Here is a 19,256-nt window from a genome sequence, read left to right on the forward strand (position 1 = left end):
TCCTTTTTTCTTCCTATGCCGTTGCATTCAACCCCACCTGAAAGGCCCGCAGGCTGGTCTCCCGAAAACGTTCCAGGGTCTTGGCCGCCATCACCTCCAGCAGGAGGTCCGGCTCGGCGAACAATCCGCCTTTACCCGCGGCATACCCCAGAAGGATGAGGTTGGCCGCCACCGGGGGCAGGCTATGGGACGCGGCCAGAGCGCGGGCGTCCACGTTCAGGTAATCTCCGGGCGTAGCGGTATTGACGAACACGGCCCCACCCGGTTTCAGGTAAAAGCGGTGCACCGCCAGATTCTTGGGGTGCAGGAACAAGCCGCGGTCCGCCTCGCCCGCGGGGATTAGGGGACCCCGAAAGGGCCCCACTTTGATCATGGAAATGACCGTGCCGCCCCGCTGGGCCATGCCGTGGGTTTCGGAGGTGATGACCGGCAGACTCATGGCCGCGGCGGCTTCCGCCAACAACCGGGTCAGGGTAAGGGTCCCCTGCCCTCCCAGCCCGCTGACGATGATCTGCTGCTTCATGGCTGGCCCTCCTTAACCGCGGTGATGGCTCCCGTGGGACAGACGTGAACGCAGACCCCGCAGCCGACGCAGCGGACTCCGTCGATGACCACCCGGCCGTCGGCCTCATCCATGGACAGAGCGGGACACTCAAACTCCTCCAGGCAGTGAAGGCAGCCGGTGCAATCCTCGGTAACGCACATGGCGTAAGTTGTCTGGGATTTCCGGGCCTCCCGGTCCAGCAGGCAGAGATGCTTGGCAATGATCACCGCCACCCCGCCCTCGGGGTCTCGACAGTAAGCATCGGCTTCTTTCAGGTGTTCCATGAACGCGGGCAGGTCGTAGGGGTCGGCCTCCCGGAGGAAGCCGGCGCCGCAACCCCGCACCAGGTCGGGGATCAGCACCGGGTGGCCCATATCCCCGGCGGCAGTGAGCCCCACCTGAGGGGTGGGCTGATGGCCGGTCATGGCCGTGGTGGCGTTGTCCAGGATCACCAGGACGAAGCGAGCCTGGTTAAATATGGCGTTCAAGAGCGCCGGGACACCGGCATGGAAAAAGGTGGAGTCCCCGATGGTGGCCACGATGGTGGGAAACTCCGCTCCCGCCGCGGCAAAGGCCCGGTAAAATCCCGCGGCCTGGCTGATCCCCGCGCCCATGCAGTGGCACGTGTCCACCGCCCCCAGGTTGAGGCCCAGGGTGTAGCAACCGATGTCGCTGGGGAATATCCCCGCCGGAAAGGTCTCTTTGATGGCGTAGAATGCCGCCCGGTGAGCGCAGCCGGCGCACAGAGTGGGCCGATCGCCGCCGCTCTGGACGGTCACCCTGCTCCGGACAGGTAAGTCCAGGAAAGCCTCCAAAACTGGGCGGATGACATCCGGAGTCAGTTCCCCATCATTAGGGATCATGTGGGAAGTACGCCCCTGAATGGCGCGGTTGGCCAACTGCAGCTCAATAACCGGATACGTCTCCTCGATGACCAGAATTTTTTTATACCGGGAGTTGATCGCTTCGATGAAATCCCGGTTCAGGGGGTAGGGCATGGTCACCTGGTAATAATCAACCCGCCCCAAGAGGTCCAACTCCGCCAACCAGTCCCAGGTATGGGCAAAGGCCACGCCTGAGGCAATGATGCAAGCGCCGGGATGCGAGCCGTCCCCAGGGGTGAGAATGGGGGCGAACTCCGGCAAGGTCGCAATCTGGTCTATTTTTTCATTCAGGAGATGGTGTAATTCCCGCACGAACTGAGGGGTGGCACACCAGCGCCGGGGGTCCTTGTCGAACCGGGCCGGGCGTTCCAAACGCAGAGGCGGCCCGCAAGGGACGTTCTCCCGGGCGTGGCAGACCCGGGTGGTGGGCCGGACCATGACTGGAATCTCAAAGCGCTCCGAAAGCTCGAAAGCAATTTTCACCAAGTCCTTGGCTTCCTTGGGACTCGATGGGTCCAGGACCGGCACCTTGGCGAACATGGCGAAAAAGCGGCTGTCCTGTTCGGTCTGGGAGCTGTGGGGACCGGGGTCGTCCGCGGAGATGACGACGAGGCCGCCCTTGACCCCCAGGTAGGCGGAGCGCATGAACGGGTCCGAGGCGACGTTCAGCCCCACCTGCTTCATGGCCACCGCGGAGCGACGGCCGCTCATGGAGTTGGCCAGGGCCACTTCAAAGGCTACTTTCTCGTTCACCGACCACTCGGTATAGAGCAGAACCCCGGTCTCTTTGGTAAAGACCACCACGGACTGCAAGATTTCCGAGGCCGGGGTGCCGGGATATGAAGTCGCCACGGTACATCCGGCCTCTACAATTCCCCGGCCCATAGCCTCATTGCCCATGAGGATGTGTTGGATTGATGCATTGTTTTTAGAAGTTTGTTTCTTCATGATTTGTGTTTGTGCGAAAAGAAAAATCCTCTGAAAAATTTCCCCCCTTTTTTAAAGGGGGGTAGGGGGGATTATGGCAAAAGCTCATAAATTCTCTCCAATACCCCTTCAGTATTCTCAAAAACTTCCCTGGCTGACACTCTCATGATGTTGAGTCCTAAGTCGGCCAGGTGGCGGTCCCGCATAGCATCTTTTGTCAGTCCTGGTTCTGTATAATGTTGACTCCCATCGATTTCAATTACTAACTTGGCGTCGGGACAATAAAAGTCCACAATATAGTTGCAAATAATTCTCTGCCGGTAAAATCGGCGGTTTTTAAGCTGTCTTTTCCTCAGTCTCAGCCAGAGATAGGCCTCAGCTTCGGTCAAATTATGGCGCAACTCCCTGGCAAATTGCTTGAGGCCTTTGTTGTAAGGCAGCACGCCTTATAATCCCCCCTTAATCCCCCCTTTAGAAAAGGGGGGAAACGCCTACCCTTCCCCGCCCAACAGTCCCCGGGGCCGGATGAACAAGACCAGAAGTAGCACTACGAAGGCGATGACATCTTTGTAGGCGCTGCTGATGTAGCCCGCTCCCAGGCTCTCTAAAAGTCCCAGGATGAGGCCTCCCAGAATGGCCCCGGGAAAAGAGCCGAAGCCACCCAGGATGGCCGCGGCAAAGCCCTTGAGCCCCAAAAGCACTCCCACATCGTAGCTCAAAGTGGTGATGGGGGTCACCAGGCAACCGGCCAAACCTCCCAGGGCTCCCGCCAGGGCGAAACTCATGGCCTTCACCCGCCAGACTTTGAGTCCCACCACCGCCGCGGCCTCGGGGTTAGCGGCCACTCCCCGCATGGCCAGGCCCATGGAGGTTTTCCGGAAGAACAGCACCAGGCCGATTATGGCCAGCGTGGTGAGGCCTAAGATCCATAGAGTCTGGGGCAGAATAGCGGCTCCGGCCAGGTGCAGCGGCGCCTCTCCGGATAAAGGCGGCACCGCCATGCGGTTTTTGCCCCAAATGATTTTCATGGCCCCCCTCAAGATGATGGAGAGGCCAATGGTCAGAAAGATCAGCACCAGGTGGCTTTCGGAACGGGACGGCCGGATGCCTACCACCTCCACCAGGATGGCCACCAGAGTTACGCCTGCCACCGCCGCCACCAGGGCCGGGGCCATAGGGAGACCGGCCGTTACCAGGGCGCTATAGAGGATCATGCCCCCCAGGGAGACGAAATCAACCTGAGTAAAATTGACGATCCCCATGGTGTTGTGCACCACCCCGAAGCCCAACGCCACCAGGGCGTAAATGGCCCCTCCGGTCAAACCGGCAAAGATGAACTGGATCAGGTCGTGCAGGCTGCCCATGGCTCTCCAGGCGGGGAAGATACGGCCTCTTATCCTTCCTCAAAGCTTTAAGGTATCTGAAGGGCGCCTTATCTGGCAAGGGAAAAGGCGAACGCCACACCTGGAAGGGGGCGGATAGGCCTGGCTGCATCGTCTTATGGGCAAGGCACCTCCCCCTGCCCACGTTCGTGGGGTTTGAGGGCTTACTTGGCTAGTGCCGGCGGTTTGCACACAGGACAGGGGATATAACTGCGTTCTTGAGCTTCTTTCACCGAGCTAAATTTGATCAAACGCGAGGGTCTTATCGTCTTAGCCCACTTGCAGCTGGGATTGTGGTATTTGTTAGAGGTGGTGGAGCCCACGTATATGGTCTCAGCCGCAGCCTCCCGGGCAATGGTTTCTTCCTGGCCGGCCACAGGGCTGGCCATGGTCCCGTCTTCATCGCCGGGATTAGAGACCACCAGGCCTTGTTGATTGTCCGGATCGCCGGAAGTATGCTGTTCGGTTTTCCCCTCCAGGCTGCTCTTATCCCGCAAGGTAAACCTGGGTTCGCCATTGGGGCCGAGTTGCAGCTCGGCCCGGATCCGTTGCTTCTCATCGTAGAGGATCAAGGCGGGAGCACCATCCGCGCCTAACCCCATAACGGCGCGGAGTTTGCCGTGTTGGTCCCTCAGGTTCAGGGCGAGCTTGCCGTCTTTTTCGCCCAGCCAGGCCCGGATATAGCCGTTTTGGTCGCGCACCATCAGGCTCTGGACTTCCAGGGGGCTGTTGGGAGTCTGCGTCCGGGAAAACAGAAAAGCCTGGGTCGCCAGGACCACTACCAACAATCCCAACACGACCGTGCGGAAAAATCCTCGGCCCCGATTTTGGCGCTCTAATTCCTCCAGACGATCATACACCGCGGTATCCACAACACCGGGCTTCCATTCAGGAGAAGCGGGGGGAGGTGTCTGAGCGATTTCAGGCCCAGTCACCGGGGCGCTGATTTCCACCTCAGGCATGAGCGGCTGCTGTAATGGGCTCTGGGAACCGAGGTATGCGGGAGGTGGGCTTGGAGTAACGCCACCGGGGGGAATCACAGGACTTGCGGCTGGCGCCTCCGGAGTCGGAGCACCCGTCGGAACCTTGAAGCTAATCTCTCCCCTTGAGTCTTTGAGTTCCAGAAAGGCTTCGCCGTGCTGGTTAACTCCCAACCACGCCCAGGCGGTGCCCGCGTTATCGCTTAAAATCAGACCGGCTGAACCATCTTCATTGGCGCTAATTTTACCCCGACTTTTGCCAGACCCATCCCGAAGCAGGATTTTCTCGGCCTCAATGACCCGTTCCTGGCCCTGAACCTGACTTTCCGGGGCTTCCAGCGTTTCCTGCCTCTTCGTCATTATTCTGGTCAGCAAGGCTTCCAGGTGTTTAGGGTCAGGCTTTTCGGGCATAGCAGAACTCCACGCTCCTGTAGTCACCTTGCAGGTGATCCAGCAGGTAGGAAAAGAGGGTGAGAAATTCTTTCATAAGCCGTTCAAGGTCGGGCAGCATCGGTACTCCCGGCATGCCTTACTATGACTTCATATCGATGCATCAAAATCTTTTATCTTTTTCTTTTAATCGAACTCAAAGCATTTCTCAATGATTAATTTTATCATACAATCCTGAACCCAGCCATTGCCGCCGACCTTCGTTTCTTTACCCTCCCAAACTCACATATGTGATTGCCAAAAGAGCCTCTTGCAAAAGTCTCTTTACGGTCGAAACCGTATATATGACATAAGCACAGGCTGGAAAGCCTGTGCTACCGGCGAATTTCTCAATACAAGGCTAAAGCTTGCGACCACATAAGGTCTGGTATTTTTGCAAGAAACCCTTTTGAGCCTCTTGCAAATATCTCCCTGCCTGTCATTCTGAGGGAGCGAATCGACCGAAGAATCTCATAAGTGGGTGAAAATACGAGATCCTTCGCTTCGCTCAGGATGACAAAACGGCTTTTTGCAAGAACCTCTTTTGGCAATTACTACTATAAGAGCCTGCGCTTCGTTCATGATGACAGAGAAAAACGGTTTGAAAATGGCTTTTAGTCCCTCCAAGATACCCCAAAAATCGCTGAAAATGGTCGGGCGCGGGCCGAATGGAAGGGCAAACCCGGCACATGTGCCGGGACATTGCCGAGGTACCCTCGCCATATACCCGGTCTAAGCCCGCGTGCAAGCGCGTTCCGGTCGAGGCGGTGCCAGGGTTGTCACGCGCTTGTCCCGCGCTTGTCCCAGGGTAATAATCGGGCTTTCGTAATATTTAGTCTTTAATATCAATAAATTAAGGCTGGGCTGGCATCCTCGTGCCGGGACACGGCACAGGCGGAACGGCTGGAGTCTGCCGATTTTCCTCAGGTTGGCCAGCAGTGAACCGTTTTTATCCCGGCAAGTCATGGAGACAGCATAAACTCAGAACTGCGACGGATCCAGCAATGATGAGAAAGGTGACAGGTTTTCTTTTGCAAGCGCGGACATGATCCGGGTTGCAACCATGCCATAAAAGATGGCATTGTAGAATTGATTACCCCTTTGAATTAACGCCACTTTTTTTTGAAATACTAAAATATACTTATTGCCAGGAGAGGTTCTTGCAAAAAGCCGTTTGGTCACTTATGAGATGCTTCGGTTGCTTCTTTCCCTCAGAATGACCGGCAGGGAGATATTTGCAAGAGGCTCAAAAGTTCTTTCCATATTTTCCTCTCCCCCTGTGGGAGATGGTCAGGGTGAGGGGTAAATAACTTTTGGCAATGAGTATAACTCTCGGGACATTTTTCATCCGCGGCGAGAATTTCTCCGGCTTTAATCATAAATTTCAGAATATTTGCCTAAATCTGGAGATCTATTTTTATAATAACAGGGGTATACCGGGAACAATCTGAGAGAGATTTCCAAGGGGCTAAAGAAGTGTCTTATGGTCACAGCGTATCAGCGTTATAATTTAATTCTGCTTTTATTCATTGCAGGAAGTTTCGCACCTCTCCGATGACTTACTTAACTCGGTGATTGCAACTGATACCAAAAGGGTCTGCGATTATCTGAATGACCGGAGCTTTATCATAATCTGAGTCCTGAAAAATCATGATCGAATCTATTTCCCACATATAACTCAGAACAATATTGCACCACCGCAGGATCGTAAAGGACGCCCTGGTTGCGGGAGAGCTCTTCCATGGCCAGGGTAAGCCCCAGGGCCGCCCGATAAGGCCGGTGGGTCGCCATGGCCTCCACCACATCAGCCACCCCTAATATCCTGGCTTCCAAAAGAATCTCGCTCCCGGACAAGCCCAGTGGATATCCTGAACCGTTCCAGCGTTCATGGTGCTGGAGCACAATCTGGGTGGTCTGTCGAGGCAATTCCAGGGGTTGTAATATCTCAAACCCAACCATCGGATGGGTTTTGATAATGGAAAATTCCTGGTCGGTCAATCTGCCCGGCTTGACCAGAATCTCAGTGGGAACCCCCACCTTGCCCAGGTCATGCAACGTTCCCGCAATGCGGAGTTTTTCCATCACATCACCCGCTAGACCCATCTTGTCCGCAATAGTTAGGGCTATCTGAGTTACACGCCGCTGGTGTTGCACGGTGTAAGGGTCTTTGGCTTCCATGGTAGCTTCGATCACCTTGGTTATGCCGGTCATGGGGCACCTCTGGAATGAATTATGGTCAATCAATACTGACTGATGACTCATAATAGGTCATGTGAAACCAACAACAATCAGGTGAAGACCTGAAATTCATCCGTCTAAAACCCGGATTTGAACCCAGGCCAAAGGCTGAAAGATAACCCTGGTGCGATGACTTTCTGCCACTTTATTCTCCCCGTCGATCTTTCAGGGTTTTCCCTGAGCGAAAATCAGGCCCACACCTTATTGCCTCTGATTAAAAGATGATTAAAATTGAATCCACGGCAGCAACTTTAAAGAATTACAAAAAAAACTTTACCAATTTATTACCACTATGAGGTAGAATGCGATTATGAGGCCCGGGTCTGGGAACTTGCCTATTTGGGGTTGCTCCTGGAAAGGCTGGCGGAAAATTGTCTGGCTCTTGGGAGCACTAACGTTACTCTTAATGATAGAGGGATGTGGTGGTTTGCCAAGTACCCTGGGGCATTCGGAACCCAATAGGGGCCTTGCTGCAGTGGATGATGAGGATCAGGGGGAATCCAGCGCCGGGGAGATTAATGCCCAGCATCTGGATGAACTCTATGCCAAAAGCGGCATCAAAGATCGGGATCGCACTATAGAAGAAGAATTAAAAAAATGGGAACATCAATCCTCCTTTGATTTTCCCATCCAGATGAACAAGCAAGTCAAGGCCTATGTCGTCTATTTTTCCACGGAACGCAAGGGGTTCACCAGGCGCTCCCTGACTCGCTCGAGCCGCTATCTCCCTATGATCAAAGAAGTTTTCCGGGAATATGGCCTGCCAGAGGATTTGGCTTACCTGGCCATGGTGGAGAGCGGCTTCAACCCTAAGGCCAATTCTCCCGCCGGCGCTTGCGGCATGTGGCAGTTTATCAAGGGCACCGGCCTGCGGTATGGTTTGGTGATCAACGGCAACGTCGATGAGCGTCAGGACCCCGAGAAATCAACCCGGGCCGCCGCACAATATCTTTTGGACCTGTATAAACAATTTGGTTCCTGGTATCTGGCCGCCGCCAGCTACAATTGCGGCGAAGGACGGGTCCAGAAGGAGTTAACCAAAAGCAATTATAAGAATTTCTGGGAACTTTCCGCCAATAAATGCATTCCCGGCGAGACCCGAAATTATGTGCCGCAGATGATCGCCGCCACCATCATCGCCAGGAATCCGCAGAAATTCGGTTTTGGAAATGTGCCTTACCAATCCCCCCTAACGCCCGATACACCTTCGAACCTCGAATTAGCGCAGGCTGAATCCCCGGCAGAGACCGTCACGCCGGCGAGGTCCACCAAAACCGTAATGCCGGCCAGATCTGCCAAACTGGCAAAGCTTCACCCCCCTCCTTCTGAGGATGACCCTCAGCCCCATAATGTCGTCCTGGCCAAACAGAAATCTACCGTGCCTGCGAAAGCTCTCAACAAAAAGACCAACCGCAGGATCTATGCCGTTGATAAAAAGACCCCTGACAAGCACGCCACCAAAGCCAGGTCCGAGCCTTATGTGGCATCCTTGTTCGGCTCTCCCCGTGCCCATGCCGTCAAGGCCCAGGCAAGCAAAAAGGGAGCACCTGCTTCCGGCGGCTCTAAGGCCGGCTTAAACCGCAAAAACAACAAATCCAGTCCAGCCCTCCTGGCGCAAAAACCCAAGCCGAAATCTATCCAATTGGCCAAAAAGAAAGGTAGTCCTAAGCCAAAATTATCCAAGTCGAAGTCTAAGTCCAAGGCGTTACTAGTGTCCCAGGCCAGATGAATTGAATTTGAACAGGCATGATTCCAGAGAAGTTCCTACCGACGATAGCCGGAGGTCTGGACACGCACCTCAGAGGCAGGAGTCCCCTGAGCATTTGCACCAAGCAGGCGAGGAGCACGCGGCTTTTCTCCAGGAAGACAGGGTGGACAAGTCAGTAAGAGGTTTCGACCTTAATATTGTTTGCAAAGAATCAGAACCAACAAAATCAAACCTACGATAATCATCATGTAAAATTCAATTTTTCTAAATTTCTCATCGATCTGCGCGGGTTCTGAGGGGGATTTCAGTTCGACTTCCGTGGTGGGCAATTCGGCCATGAGAGCGTCATACTCTTCCGGCTCAATGATAACCGTGCGCTCGCGGCTCAACTTGGGTTTCATGGGCGCCTCCATACGCTAGTTATCGTCATGAAAGCGGCAAGACATAATTTTTTCTTGACCCTCGATAAGGGACCTCGGGAGACCGCTTGATGTAATCGCTGCTGGACAACCGAGATACGCCTGTTCCCGGATTAAGCGCTGAGGTTGACTCCTTCAGATGATTTCCGAGTCGGCCTCGTGTTAACCGGTTCAGTTCCTCTTTACCTGCTTCTCACCCCAATCTGCTCCCTTTGGCGGCCATATTCATCCTGCGTTTTCATCGTGGATTGTTGCTATATTTTTGCGTAAGGCGCGGGTCAATTAACATGATTTTTCCGTCTTGCCTTTCAAACCAATAGGCTTCCGTAGGATTAGTACCTTTCGGAAGTCCCTGGCTGGCAAATTCAAAGCTATAATGCCTTCTGGGCTCTCGATCAACCGATAATTGGCCTTGACCACGGGATTGGCCTCCGGATTTGATAAATTTGCCTGGAAGGCCGGAGTAGCTATAACGTGACCCCTGAGATTCAGTGGCCATAGTTTCCTTAACAGTCTTTGTCCCATCCGGTTGCACTTTCTCTTCTTTGGTCGTGGTTGTGGATTGCCCCGGTCTTTGGTACGGCTGTGGGTATATTCCGTACCCTTCCTGGGCCTCCAGGGGAATGGGTGAAAAACCAACCACAACCACCAGGAGAAAAAAGACTAAGCAGAGCCCTTGCATCGGCAACCTCCAAACCCGGTTTAACTCCCTCGGCTCTATCATCATTCCTCCTATAAATTTAAGTTAAGAGGAGTTCCTTCACGTCTTTATCGACACAATGGGGTAAAGCATAAAATTCTGTCCGGATTTTCTCAAGGCGGAACCTGCTTACGGGCATTACGGCCTTAACATGAGATGGCCTCCGGCAGAATCTTATTTTTGAATATACATGACCACCAGGCCCGCCAGGATAAGGCCGAAGGCTAGGTAATCGCCCCAGGACAGCATCCGGGCCAGGCCCCCCTTGGCCGGCACCTTCCCCTGGCGCGCCCGCCGGCGCCCCAGGTTGTTCAGCAACAAAACCCCCATACCCGCCAACGCCAGAATTTCCCCTGTTTGCAGCCCCACCACACTCTCCCCAGGCTCCCTAAGGCCTTTGGTTCTCTAGTTTAATTGATGTGATATTAACACAGCGCCTCTCCTGGGCCAAGGAGATAGGCGGCGCACCGGGACGCTGACGGTTATAAGTTGGCGCTCAACGCTTGCGAGGCAATAAGTTGGCCACCAGATTGAGGGCCGCCACCATGGCGGCCAGGGCAAAGGCCTTCTGGAAAGACCCGATTCCCATGACGTTTACCCCCGCGATGGCAACATGGGCCTGGCTGAGCCAGGCAAAGACCATGACCATCAGAGTAATGCCCATCAGCGACCCCAGATTTTTTAACACTGCGTTGGTACTGGCCGCCAGCCCAATCATGGAGGGACTGACATCGCTTAAAATTTCGTTGAGATTGGGAGCCTGGAAGAGGCCGAACCCGAGACCCATAATCACGAGTCTGGCCGCCAGGGCCAGGGTGGAACTCTCCAGGCCGGTAAACAACAGAGAAATCAAGCCTGCCAGGATCAACGCGGCGCCGGTTCGCAGGACCAGCAGGTTTCCCAGCCGGTCCGCCAGATATCCCCCAAAAGGGGCTACCAGGGCATTGCTCACGCTTAAGGCCGCCAACAAGAACCCGGTTTGATCCGGTGTATAGCGATAAACCTGTTCCAAGAAAAAGGGAAGCAAAAAGAAGGTCCCCATCACCGGGGCAAAGGTCAGCACCACCGCCAGGGAGCCTACCACAAAGGGCCACCGTCGCCAGAGCTCGGGGTGGAGCAGGGGCTCGGGGTGGCGGTGTTCCATAAAATGCAGCGCCAGGGCCAGGAGCACCGCCACTCCCAAGGCTCCCAGGGTCGCAGCCCCCCAGCCTGATTGTTGGAGCCAGGTTAAACCCAACAGGAATAGCCCCAGGGTCCCGGCCAGGAGCAGGCCGCCTCCAAGGTCAAATGACTGCCAACTCCAAGGTTTTTGGGCTTTAAGCGGGGTCAGCACCCGGCTTCCCACCCAGAGGGCAACGCCACAAATGGGAATATTTATATAGTAGATGAACGGCCAGCCCAGGTATGTAGTGATGATTCCCCCCAAGGGCGCCCCAACGCTGATGCCGGTAGCGAACGCGGTGGAAAATAGACCCAGGGCCAGACCCCGTTCCCCCTCACTATAGGTCAGGGCAATGAGCTTGGGAGCCACCCCCAGCATCAAGGAGCCGCCGATTCCCTGGAGAGCCCGTGCCCCTACCATCCAGGCCAGCCCTTGGCTTAAGCCGCACAGGGCCGAGGCTCCGGTAAACACCACCAACCCTAAGAGAAAGAGCTTGCCCGGGGCCAGCAAATCCCCCAGCCGTCCGCTGGTGAGGAGCAAGGAAACATTCATGAGGAGATAGATCAGCATGACCCAGGAGATCTGCACCAGGGAACAATGGAAGTCCCGGGCGATCTGGGGCAAGGCAATGTTGACGATGCTGGTGTCCAGGGTGGCCATAAAGGCCCCGAAGCAGACCGTCAAGAGGACGGTGCGCCGGTTCAGGGTATAGCTTTGCGAAGTCGCGGCCGCAGGCATGGTTTTATATCTTACTGCAAGGAGTTTGAGAGTGGGAGGAGATTTTGCAGCCTGGTTAAAATAGGGGGGCCTGTGGCCGGCGAATTTCAAGTCATGGCGTGCACGGCACGCCCTATAACTGCAAGGATTGATGAATAGGGAGGGAATTTTTCGGGAAACGGCGACCAAGATCAGGCCACCGCCATGAAACTGGCGGAGAGAGAGGGATTCGAACCCTCGGAGGAAGTTTCCCCCCTCACTCGCTTAGCAGGCGAGCACCTTCGGCCGCTCGGTCATCTCTCCGTAAGGGCTTACTTTTATATCTTAAAGTAAATCGTAATTATTTTATTTATCTTTAATTCTCTTCAATAATTAAATTTTCCATGGTAGATAATGTATCGCAAAATATTTCTTTTGATGCTTCTATATCTATATTAACCGCTTCAAAAGGCACAAATTGCTCATATAATCCTTTTTGTAATTTGCCTAATTTTGCCTCAAGAACTAGATTTATGGGGAAATTTAATATTACTTTGAACGGTGCTCTACTTAATAAATTTTTTATCTTTTCAGCATATTGTTGCGGTAGCATTGAGAGTATTTGTTCTAATTGTTGGGGAGAATAATCCATTGATAGTCCAAAGCCACCATCATCTGTGTCCATTTTAGAGAAGGAAGTATACAAATCATCTCTGACTTTTGTGATTTCAAATATATCAAAAGTTATAAAGTGCAATGGTACATCAGTTTTTAAACCTGATTTAAGCATTCGAAGGCCAAGATCAGGAACAAAGTCCTTTTTTTCAGGAAATATAATATAATCTGCTCGCAATACTTTTTCAACTTCTTCCCACTTTTTATCTATTTCAACAATATTTAAATCTAAAATAGGTTCAAATTTATCAATATCATAAACAACTATTTTCTTCCCATTACATAAAGCATAACGATTAACTCTAACTTCCGGATGAATACCATAACTATAAACTTGTTCAACGTGATATGATTTTATAATATCTTGAGTGGGGGATTTAGCATCAATTACTGCGATATAATCGCCATCAAAAGTTAGAATATAGTCAGGTATTATATTAATTTTTTTAGACTGAGATCCTATCATTACAAAAGGATGAACTAATAATTTGCTTCTTATAATACCACATTTACCAGATGCAGTATAGCCAAGTCTTTTTAAAATAGGGAAAAGAATTTCTTCCCTAACTGAGTCCTCCTTAAATTCTGGGTCATTAAGTAATTGAAAATTGAAATCACTAAACATAATACTTAAATTCTTAAAGTGTGCTAAAGAAAAGGACGATAGTAGCTAAATCTGTCAATAATCAGAATGGCGGAGGGAGTAGGATTCGAACCCACGGACCTTCCGGTCTGCGGTTTTCAAGACCGCTGCCTTAAACCACTCGGCCATCCCTCCATAACCTATATTTTTTAACACCGCGCCCAGCGATTGTCAAGGAAAGCAAGGCTCCGCACCCGCGCAGGGGCAGGTTTCAAATCTGCCCCTACAGGTGGGGAGATGAATCTCATCTTATTGCCGATTATCAATCACCCGCTGGGCCTTGCCTTCGGTTCGAGGCAGGGTGTTGGGCTCCACCAGTTCCACCCGAGGCGTAATCAGCAATTCGCTTTTTAAGGCCTCGGAAATCCGTTTTTGTAACTGCTTGAGATACTTGAGGTCTTCCTGGAAGAAGCTCTGTTGCACTTCCACCTTAACCAGCATTATATCGCTAAAATCTTTCCGGGTCAGTTCCACCAGGTACTGGGTGCCCACCTCGGGCATGGCCATGAGCACCTTGTCTATCTGCATGGGGAAGATGTTGACTCCCTTAACGATCAGCATATCATCGGTGCGCCCCATAATCCGGGAAAGCCGCCGAAAGCTCCGGCCGCAGGCACAGGGCGCGTCGTCATAGGAGGCCAAGTCACGGGTGCGGTAGCGCAAAAGCGGCATGCCTTGCCGGGTGAGGTTGGTGAAGACCAGCTCGCCCGGCTCCCCCGGCCGCACGGGTTCCAGGGTTTGAGGATCGAGCACTTCAAACAGAAAGGAGTCTTCCCAGACATGCATACCGCTTTGCTCAGGGCATTCAAAGGCCACACCGGGGCCATTCATTTCGGAGAGCCCGTAAGAATTGTAGGCCTTGAGACCATAGGCGACCTCGATGCGCCGCCGCATATCTTCGGAGTGGGGCTCGGCCCCCAGAAACGCCAGCCGCAATGGCAGGTCCCGGGGGTCCAGGCCGTGCGCGGCAAAGGTGTTGAGCAGATACAGGGCATAGCTGGGGATGATGTGGACCGCGGTGGTGTTGAATTGCTGCATCAACTGCAACTGGCGCAGGCTGTTGCCGGCTCCGATGGGAATGGTCAGTGCCCCAAGCCGTTCGGCCCCGTAATGAAAACCCAGCCCCCCGGTAAACAGGCCGTAGCCCATCATATTCTGGAAGACGTCCGTGGCCCGCATGCCGGTCATGTACATGGAGCGAGCCACCAAATCGGCCCAGGTCTCGATATCAGCCCGAGTGTAGTAGATCACCGTGGCCTGGCCCGTGGTCCCGGAAGAGGCGTGGAGCCGCACCATATCAGTCAGGGGCAGGGTCAACATCTCTAAGCCGTGGGCTCGAAGGTCGTTTTTGGTGGTGAAGGGAATTTTGCGGACATCCTCGACGGACTTAAGATCGGCGGCAGCAAAACCCGCCTCCTGCAAGCGCCGGGCATAAAAGGGGCTCTGCGCGGCGCGCTCTACGGTCTGCCGCAGGCGGCTAAACTGTAATTCTTGCAGGGCCGCGGGTTTCAGGGTTTCAAGCTCAGCATTCCAATACACTGCATATCTCCTGGTGGATTAGCCAAATGCAGCCGGCTACCGGATTTTTTATGCGGTTACCGTCCTGCTGTCAAGGGGTGGGGACAATTAAAGTTCTTGGCGTAATGACCGATTTTAAGAAAAAGAACGATCGTAAGGTGGCCACGGGTGGACCGGGTTTTTCTCTATCCCATGCTGTTGATTTTGGGGCTGATAGTCTTCGGCGCCACGGGGGATTTGGTTTCCGCAGGAAGACATGATTTGTTATTTGGCCCTAACGAGTTAGCCCAATCTATTTTTTCTTTGGGTGATATGGTTGATTCCGAAATGGCCTTACAGTCAGCCTTAGCTCGGGAGTACGGAGCTACCAATACTGCCGAGGCGATCCAATTATTATCGGATCGTTATAATGCCGCTAATCCGGTGTCAATAGCGACATCGGATTTATATATTAATATTCCGATCAACAACCATAATCCTCTCGATGGTGTCGTCGTAGGGAGTCGAGTTATGCAAGATTATTATGCACAATTATTTCAATGCCATGGCTGGAGATGACCAGACCGGCCTGCATTGATTTAAGTCTCTCACTTACTTGGGCCTGTTCTTCTGTTATTAATGGCTGTTATGAAAAGTTCAAGGTTCAAAGTTCAAAGTTGAGTGGCGGGCGGGGACGCCCGCCCTACCGGGGTTTCATGGTTTTGAGAGAGCCAACGGCTCATGAGCGACTGCTTTGAATCAATCCCCAAGGCGGTGGCAAACCTCGCTCCGCTTTTTCCTCCCCGCTCTTTCCATGCGGATTAGAATTCTCGTATCTTCACCTGCGGAGACCAGAACAGGTGGACCATGTTGCCGGCTATTTTCTGAAGCATGTGTGCCCCAGGCAGGTCATTCTCAAATTTTGCGCGAGGGTTTCCAATATTTCCCTGGCCAATCGTGACTCTCCTCGGATTTAGCTCTCCAACTACGGGTAAAAAGGGGTTGACGGCCTGGGGTGGATAGGGTACAAGTTCCTAAAAATCCATCCCGCAGGTGCTCGGTTAGATTGATCATGAAACGTGTGATTGCTGCTACGTTGGTCCTTTTGCTGCTGGGTGGCATGGCGGGTTGCGGCCCGGCGCCCATGGTGATTCCGCCCGAATCCTCGACCCCTCCCGCAGAGTCCCCCCGAGCTGAAACTTCGGACCAGGCCAAGCTCAAAGACGGTCTCACCGGGCGGGAGATGTCGGCCTCCGAGGTGGCGGACCTGAGTGACCGCCTCCTGGTGAACGACAATACCCTCAATGATCAGGAGACCATGGCGCGCCTGGAACTCCTGATCCTTAAGAGCATGAAAGGCGCAGACAAGACCCACCGTGCGACCTTGTGGCGCAACCTGGGCATTATCCATTACCATCAGCATAAGTACAAACAGGCCCGCCAGGAGCTGCAAGCCGCCAACGAACTCAACCCCAAAAACGCCCGCACCCATTTTTACCTGGCCTGCCTTTTTGCCCACCAAGGGCAAATTTACGAAAAGCAAGGCAAGCAACGCGTCTCACGGCAACAATTCAAACGCGCCACCATCGAATTGGAGCAGGCCCGTAAGCTTGAGCCCCATAACTCCCTGTACAAACAAGACCCGAAACAAATTATCCAGCATGAGAACGGCAAATGAGAATTGCCTGCCCCTATTGCGGCAATGATACGGATTTCTACGAAGTCGCCGAAGGCGTTACCATCACCACGTTTTACGTGCAAAACGAAGACGGCAGTTTCTCCGCGGTGAGCGATGATTCCGAAATCCAGGGGGAAGTGCGCCTCTTCTGCGGAGAATGTCACAAAGAGCTGCGGGAATACCACGAACACTTTCTCGACATGCTCTTTTAGCCTGGTCACCGTCCTCAAAAAAACTCGACCTTTGTCTCCCCACCCTTGACCATGTCGACCCTTCAACCTCCGGAGTAGATGTCATGCCTGAACTCCCTGAGGTGGAAGTCATCCGCCGGGGTTTGATTCCTCTCTTGGTAGGACGCCAATTTCTGGCCGTCGAGGCGGGAGACAAACGCCTGCGACAGCAGTCCTCCCTGAAGGATCTCCGTCACTGGGTCACAGGCAGGCGTCTGGAAAAACTTCGCCGCCGCGGTAAATATCTTTTGTTTGACCTGGAAGGCGGGGTCACCTTGCTCATTCATCTGGGCATGACCGGCCGTCTCTTGGCTGGAGTCCCCCCCTCCCCTCCTCTGGACCACGTTCACCTGGTATTTCAGGTGGAAGGCGGGCTTAACTTGCTGTACCAGGACGTTCGCCGTTTTGGCCAGGTTCTGGTCTTTCCGCCGGGGGTTACGCCCCCGCCCCTGGCCCAGGTGGGAGCCGAACCCTTTTCCCGGAAGGTGACGCCGGCCTGGCTGCTTAAGCAGGCCCAGGGCCGGTCCCGGCCCATAAAAAACTTTCTCCTGGATGCCCGGGTGGTGGCCGGCATCGGCAATATTTATGCGTGCGAAATTCTCTTTGCGGCACGCTTGCATCCCGCCACCCCGGTGGGCCACTTGACCCTGACGGACTGGGACCGGGTTCTGACCGAGACTCGCCGTATCCTCAAACACGCCATAGCCAAAGGCGGCACCACGGTGTCCGACTATCTCAACAGCCGGGGAGAGTCCGGCCTCTTCCAACTTGAGCTTTTGGTCTATGGCCGGGCCGGTGAGTCGTGCTTGGTTTGCGGGACCGCCATCGCCCGCCTGGTCCAGGCCGGGCGCAGTTCCTTTTTCTGTCCGGTTTGTCAAAAATTTATCGATTAACGTCTACTCGTTTCTGCATTTCTCAACGAACCTCACCATGAGCCAGTAATACTAAGTTGCGCTCATAGAAGTAAGAAAAGCTCACGGTCTGTAGTGGAGTACCCGAGTGTGCGCCCAACCTGAGGGCGGACACATAGGTCCGCCCCTACAAAAACAAAATTACCTGTATGAGCGCAACTTGGTATAAGCCAGTCTTCACCATGGCGGCGGAGTTGCGCATCCGCCCTGATCGATTTCAGTACCATATCGAAATTTATTTTTTCAGTCAAAACTGCGCAGATATAGCAAGGGAATAAACTCGACTTTCCACAAATCTGGGCCTGTATATCATTGCCAAAAGTTTTTTCTTATTAACCCCTCACCCTACCCTCTCCCACAAGGGGAGAGGAGAATTAGAGGAAAAAACTTTTTGGCAAGCGCTATAAAGAATTTTGTGTAACTGACTTTTCGGGGTTAAGAAATTCGGCTGTAATTCTTGCAGTGCCGGTTACAGCAGCGTCGGGACGCGCCGCCGTTGCAACCGGCTGTTAGGTGGTCTCACCGTACCGCGTCAGGATGCAAGCCCTATGAAGCAAACTGGTCACGTGGAGAGCCTCTGAACTGCGCGTGCTTGTGCCTTGGCAGCCTCTTCTGTACGGTCCCTCGGTGGTGCTTTTGTCTCAAGCGAGTTCAAAAGGTTTCTGGAAACTACCGCTATCTCGTCAACAGCCGCCAGGAATGCAGTTTCGTTTACCTTCGATGGTTTGTGGAAGCCGCTCACTTTTCTCACGAATTGTAGCGAGGCTGCGCGAATCTCTTCGTCCGTCACAGGCGGCTCTAAGTTAAAGAGTGTCTTAATGTTTCTACACATAGCATCCTCATTTTGGCCGCCGCGATCAAACAGTGGCTTTTGTGGAGCCACCTCCCAGAGTTTAACCCCCCAAAATGATCCGCTTCTCGAGGCAGCCTTTGCCCGAGAAAATAAGTACTGTTTAAAAATATCCAGTTATAGAGTCAGGAAGACGCTCTCATGATGGTAACGCCATGGGAAAATCGAAAGCTGCGGGCACATTCCACCGCTGGCATGATGTAAGCGACTTTTGATGCCGGGATTAATCAAAGAATCACGGCTATCTTGCCAAACAAGAAACTTATTTAAAATATCAATTAGTTGTAGATATGTTCTGATTAACAGGCAGTCTGGCCGCCAGTCTGTTATTTCTCCATTTCCTTGAGCTTCTGCTCCGCGGCCTTCTGGCGCTTGGCCGCATCCTGGCTGCGTTTCACCCCCTCCTGCAAACGCTCCCCGGTATTTTCCTGGCGCTTTTTGATGTCTTCCAGGGTTTGCCATTGCTCTTGCCGCTTTTGCCTTAACTGTTCATACTGCTCATCCGTTAACTGCTTGGAGCCCTCTTGGGCATAAACGCACCCCGTCAGCCAGAGATTACCAGGCATTGCCAGGACACCTGCCAACCACAGTGCTCCTAATCCCATGAGCTTTTTCATGGCCTTCTCCCTCCCAGACCGGAATATAGTGCGAATCCATCGATCTCGGTTTGCCGCAATTGCTCTTTATTTGAGCGGCAAAGGCG

The 19,256-nt window shown here is 53.4% G+C and carries 19 protein-coding genes and 2 tRNA genes; 5 read left to right on the top strand and 16 right to left on the bottom strand.

Annotation, left to right across the window (positions count from 1 at the left end):
* Nucleotides 1–13 precede the first annotated feature (13 nt).
* The 6 genes from WC600_11395 to WC600_11420 all read right to left on the bottom strand — a co-directional run bounded on the left by WC600_11395 (nt 14) and on the right by WC600_11420 (nt 7,357).
* Complete coding sequence (locus tag WC600_11395) at nt 14–523, bottom strand: 2-oxoacid:acceptor oxidoreductase family protein (protein MFA4903333.1); 510 nt, start codon at nt 521–523, stop codon at nt 14–16.
* A complete protein-coding gene (locus WC600_11400) occupies nt 520–2,313 on the bottom strand; it encodes a thiamine pyrophosphate-dependent enzyme (protein MFA4903334.1) in 1,794 nt (597 codons plus the stop codon). The genes WC600_11395 and WC600_11400 overlap by 4 nt, the downstream gene beginning before the upstream one ends.
* Before the next feature lie 134 nt (nt 2,314–2,447).
* Complete coding sequence (locus tag WC600_11405) at nt 2,448–2,798, bottom strand: DUF559 domain-containing protein (GenBank protein ID MFA4903335.1); 351 nt, start codon at nt 2,796–2,798, stop codon at nt 2,448–2,450.
* A 48-nt stretch (nt 2,799–2,846) separates the two neighbouring features.
* A complete protein-coding gene (locus WC600_11410) occupies nt 2,847–3,719 on the bottom strand; it encodes a branched-chain amino acid ABC transporter permease (protein ID MFA4903336.1) in 873 nt (290 codons plus the stop codon).
* Nucleotides 3,720–3,901: 182 nt separating this feature from the next.
* Complete coding sequence (locus WC600_11415) at nt 3,902–5,128, bottom strand: hypothetical protein (protein MFA4903337.1); 1,227 nt, start codon at nt 5,126–5,128, stop codon at nt 3,902–3,904.
* 1,644 nt (nt 5,129–6,772) lie between these two features.
* Nucleotides 6,773–7,357 carry an HD-GYP domain-containing protein gene (locus tag WC600_11420; protein ID MFA4903338.1) on the bottom strand — a complete coding sequence of 195 codons (585 nt, stop codon included), beginning with the start codon at nt 7,355–7,357 and terminating at the stop codon, nt 6,773–6,775.
* 502 nt (nt 7,358–7,859) lie between these two features.
* Here WC600_11420 and WC600_11425 point away from each other — a divergent pair.
* Entirely contained in the window at nt 7,860–9,113 is a 1,254-nt protein-coding gene (locus WC600_11425; GenBank protein ID MFA4903339.1) for a transglycosylase SLT domain-containing protein, read from the top strand.
* 170 nt (nt 9,114–9,283) lie between these two features.
* Here WC600_11425 and WC600_11430 read toward each other — a convergent pair whose 3' ends face one another.
* From WC600_11430 to WC600_11465, 8 genes are all read right to left on the bottom strand, one after another.
* The gene (locus WC600_11430; GenBank protein ID MFA4903340.1) at nt 9,284–9,493 is read right to left on the bottom strand and encodes a hypothetical protein; all 210 of its coding nucleotides are present in this window, start codon (nt 9,491–9,493) and stop codon (nt 9,284–9,286) included.
* A gap of 256 nt (nt 9,494–9,749) precedes the next feature.
* Entirely contained in the window at nt 9,750–10,193 is a 444-nt protein-coding gene (locus WC600_11435) for a hypothetical protein (GenBank protein MFA4903341.1), read from the bottom strand.
* 192 nt (nt 10,194–10,385) lie between these two features.
* Nucleotides 10,386–10,580, bottom strand: coding sequence for a hypothetical protein (locus tag WC600_11440; protein ID MFA4903342.1), 195 nt, complete (start codon nt 10,578–10,580; stop codon nt 10,386–10,388).
* A gap of 127 nt (nt 10,581–10,707) precedes the next feature.
* The gene (locus tag WC600_11445; protein MFA4903343.1) at nt 10,708–12,111 is read right to left on the bottom strand and encodes an MFS transporter; all 1,404 of its coding nucleotides are present in this window, start codon (nt 12,109–12,111) and stop codon (nt 10,708–10,710) included.
* 190 nt (nt 12,112–12,301) lie between these two features.
* Nucleotides 12,302–12,393, bottom strand: a tRNA-Ser gene (locus WC600_11450).
* A 52-nt stretch (nt 12,394–12,445) separates the two neighbouring features.
* Nucleotides 12,446–13,369, bottom strand: a complete 924-nt coding sequence (locus tag WC600_11455) for a hypothetical protein (GenBank protein ID MFA4903344.1) — start codon at nt 13,367–13,369, stop codon at nt 12,446–12,448.
* Between the two features lie 67 nt (nt 13,370–13,436).
* A tRNA-Ser gene (locus tag WC600_11460) sits at nt 13,437–13,522 on the bottom strand.
* A gap of 114 nt (nt 13,523–13,636) precedes the next feature.
* Complete coding sequence (locus WC600_11465; GenBank protein MFA4903345.1) at nt 13,637–14,926, bottom strand: phenylacetate--CoA ligase; 1,290 nt, start codon at nt 14,924–14,926, stop codon at nt 13,637–13,639.
* A 147-nt stretch (nt 14,927–15,073) separates the two neighbouring features.
* Here WC600_11465 and WC600_11470 point away from each other — a divergent pair, with 147 nt between their 5' ends.
* The 4 genes from WC600_11470 (at nt 15,074) to mutM (ending at nt 17,685) form a co-directional block, all read left to right on the top strand.
* Nucleotides 15,074–15,463, top strand: coding sequence for a hypothetical protein (locus tag WC600_11470; protein MFA4903346.1), 390 nt, complete (start codon nt 15,074–15,076; stop codon nt 15,461–15,463).
* A gap of 493 nt (nt 15,464–15,956) precedes the next feature.
* A complete protein-coding gene (locus WC600_11475) occupies nt 15,957–16,562 on the top strand; it encodes a tetratricopeptide repeat protein (protein MFA4903347.1) in 606 nt (201 codons plus the stop codon).
* On the top strand, nt 16,559–16,774 hold the full coding sequence (locus WC600_11480) for a hypothetical protein (protein ID MFA4903348.1): 216 nt from the start codon (nt 16,559–16,561) through the stop codon (nt 16,772–16,774). The genes WC600_11475 and WC600_11480 overlap by 4 nt, the downstream gene beginning before the upstream one ends.
* A gap of 83 nt (nt 16,775–16,857) precedes the next feature.
* Complete coding sequence (gene mutM, locus WC600_11485; GenBank protein MFA4903349.1) at nt 16,858–17,685, top strand: bifunctional DNA-formamidopyrimidine glycosylase/DNA-(apurinic or apyrimidinic site) lyase; 828 nt, start codon at nt 16,858–16,860, stop codon at nt 17,683–17,685.
* A 580-nt stretch (nt 17,686–18,265) separates the two neighbouring features.
* On the opposite strand, the gene WC600_11490 is transcribed toward mutM, so the two are convergent.
* Nucleotides 18,266–18,535, bottom strand: a complete 270-nt coding sequence (locus tag WC600_11490; protein ID MFA4903350.1) for a DUF2277 domain-containing protein — start codon at nt 18,533–18,535, stop codon at nt 18,266–18,268.
* 344 nt (nt 18,536–18,879) lie between these two features.
* Nucleotides 18,880–19,170, bottom strand: a complete 291-nt coding sequence (locus WC600_11495; GenBank protein ID MFA4903351.1) for a hypothetical protein — start codon at nt 19,168–19,170, stop codon at nt 18,880–18,882.
* Nucleotides 19,171–19,256: the final 86 nt, after the last annotated feature.

It is taken from the genome of Desulfobaccales bacterium, from assembly GCA_041648175.1.
Lineage (GTDB): Bacteria > Desulfobacterota > Desulfobaccia > Desulfobaccales > 0-14-0-80-60-11 > 0-14-0-80-60-11.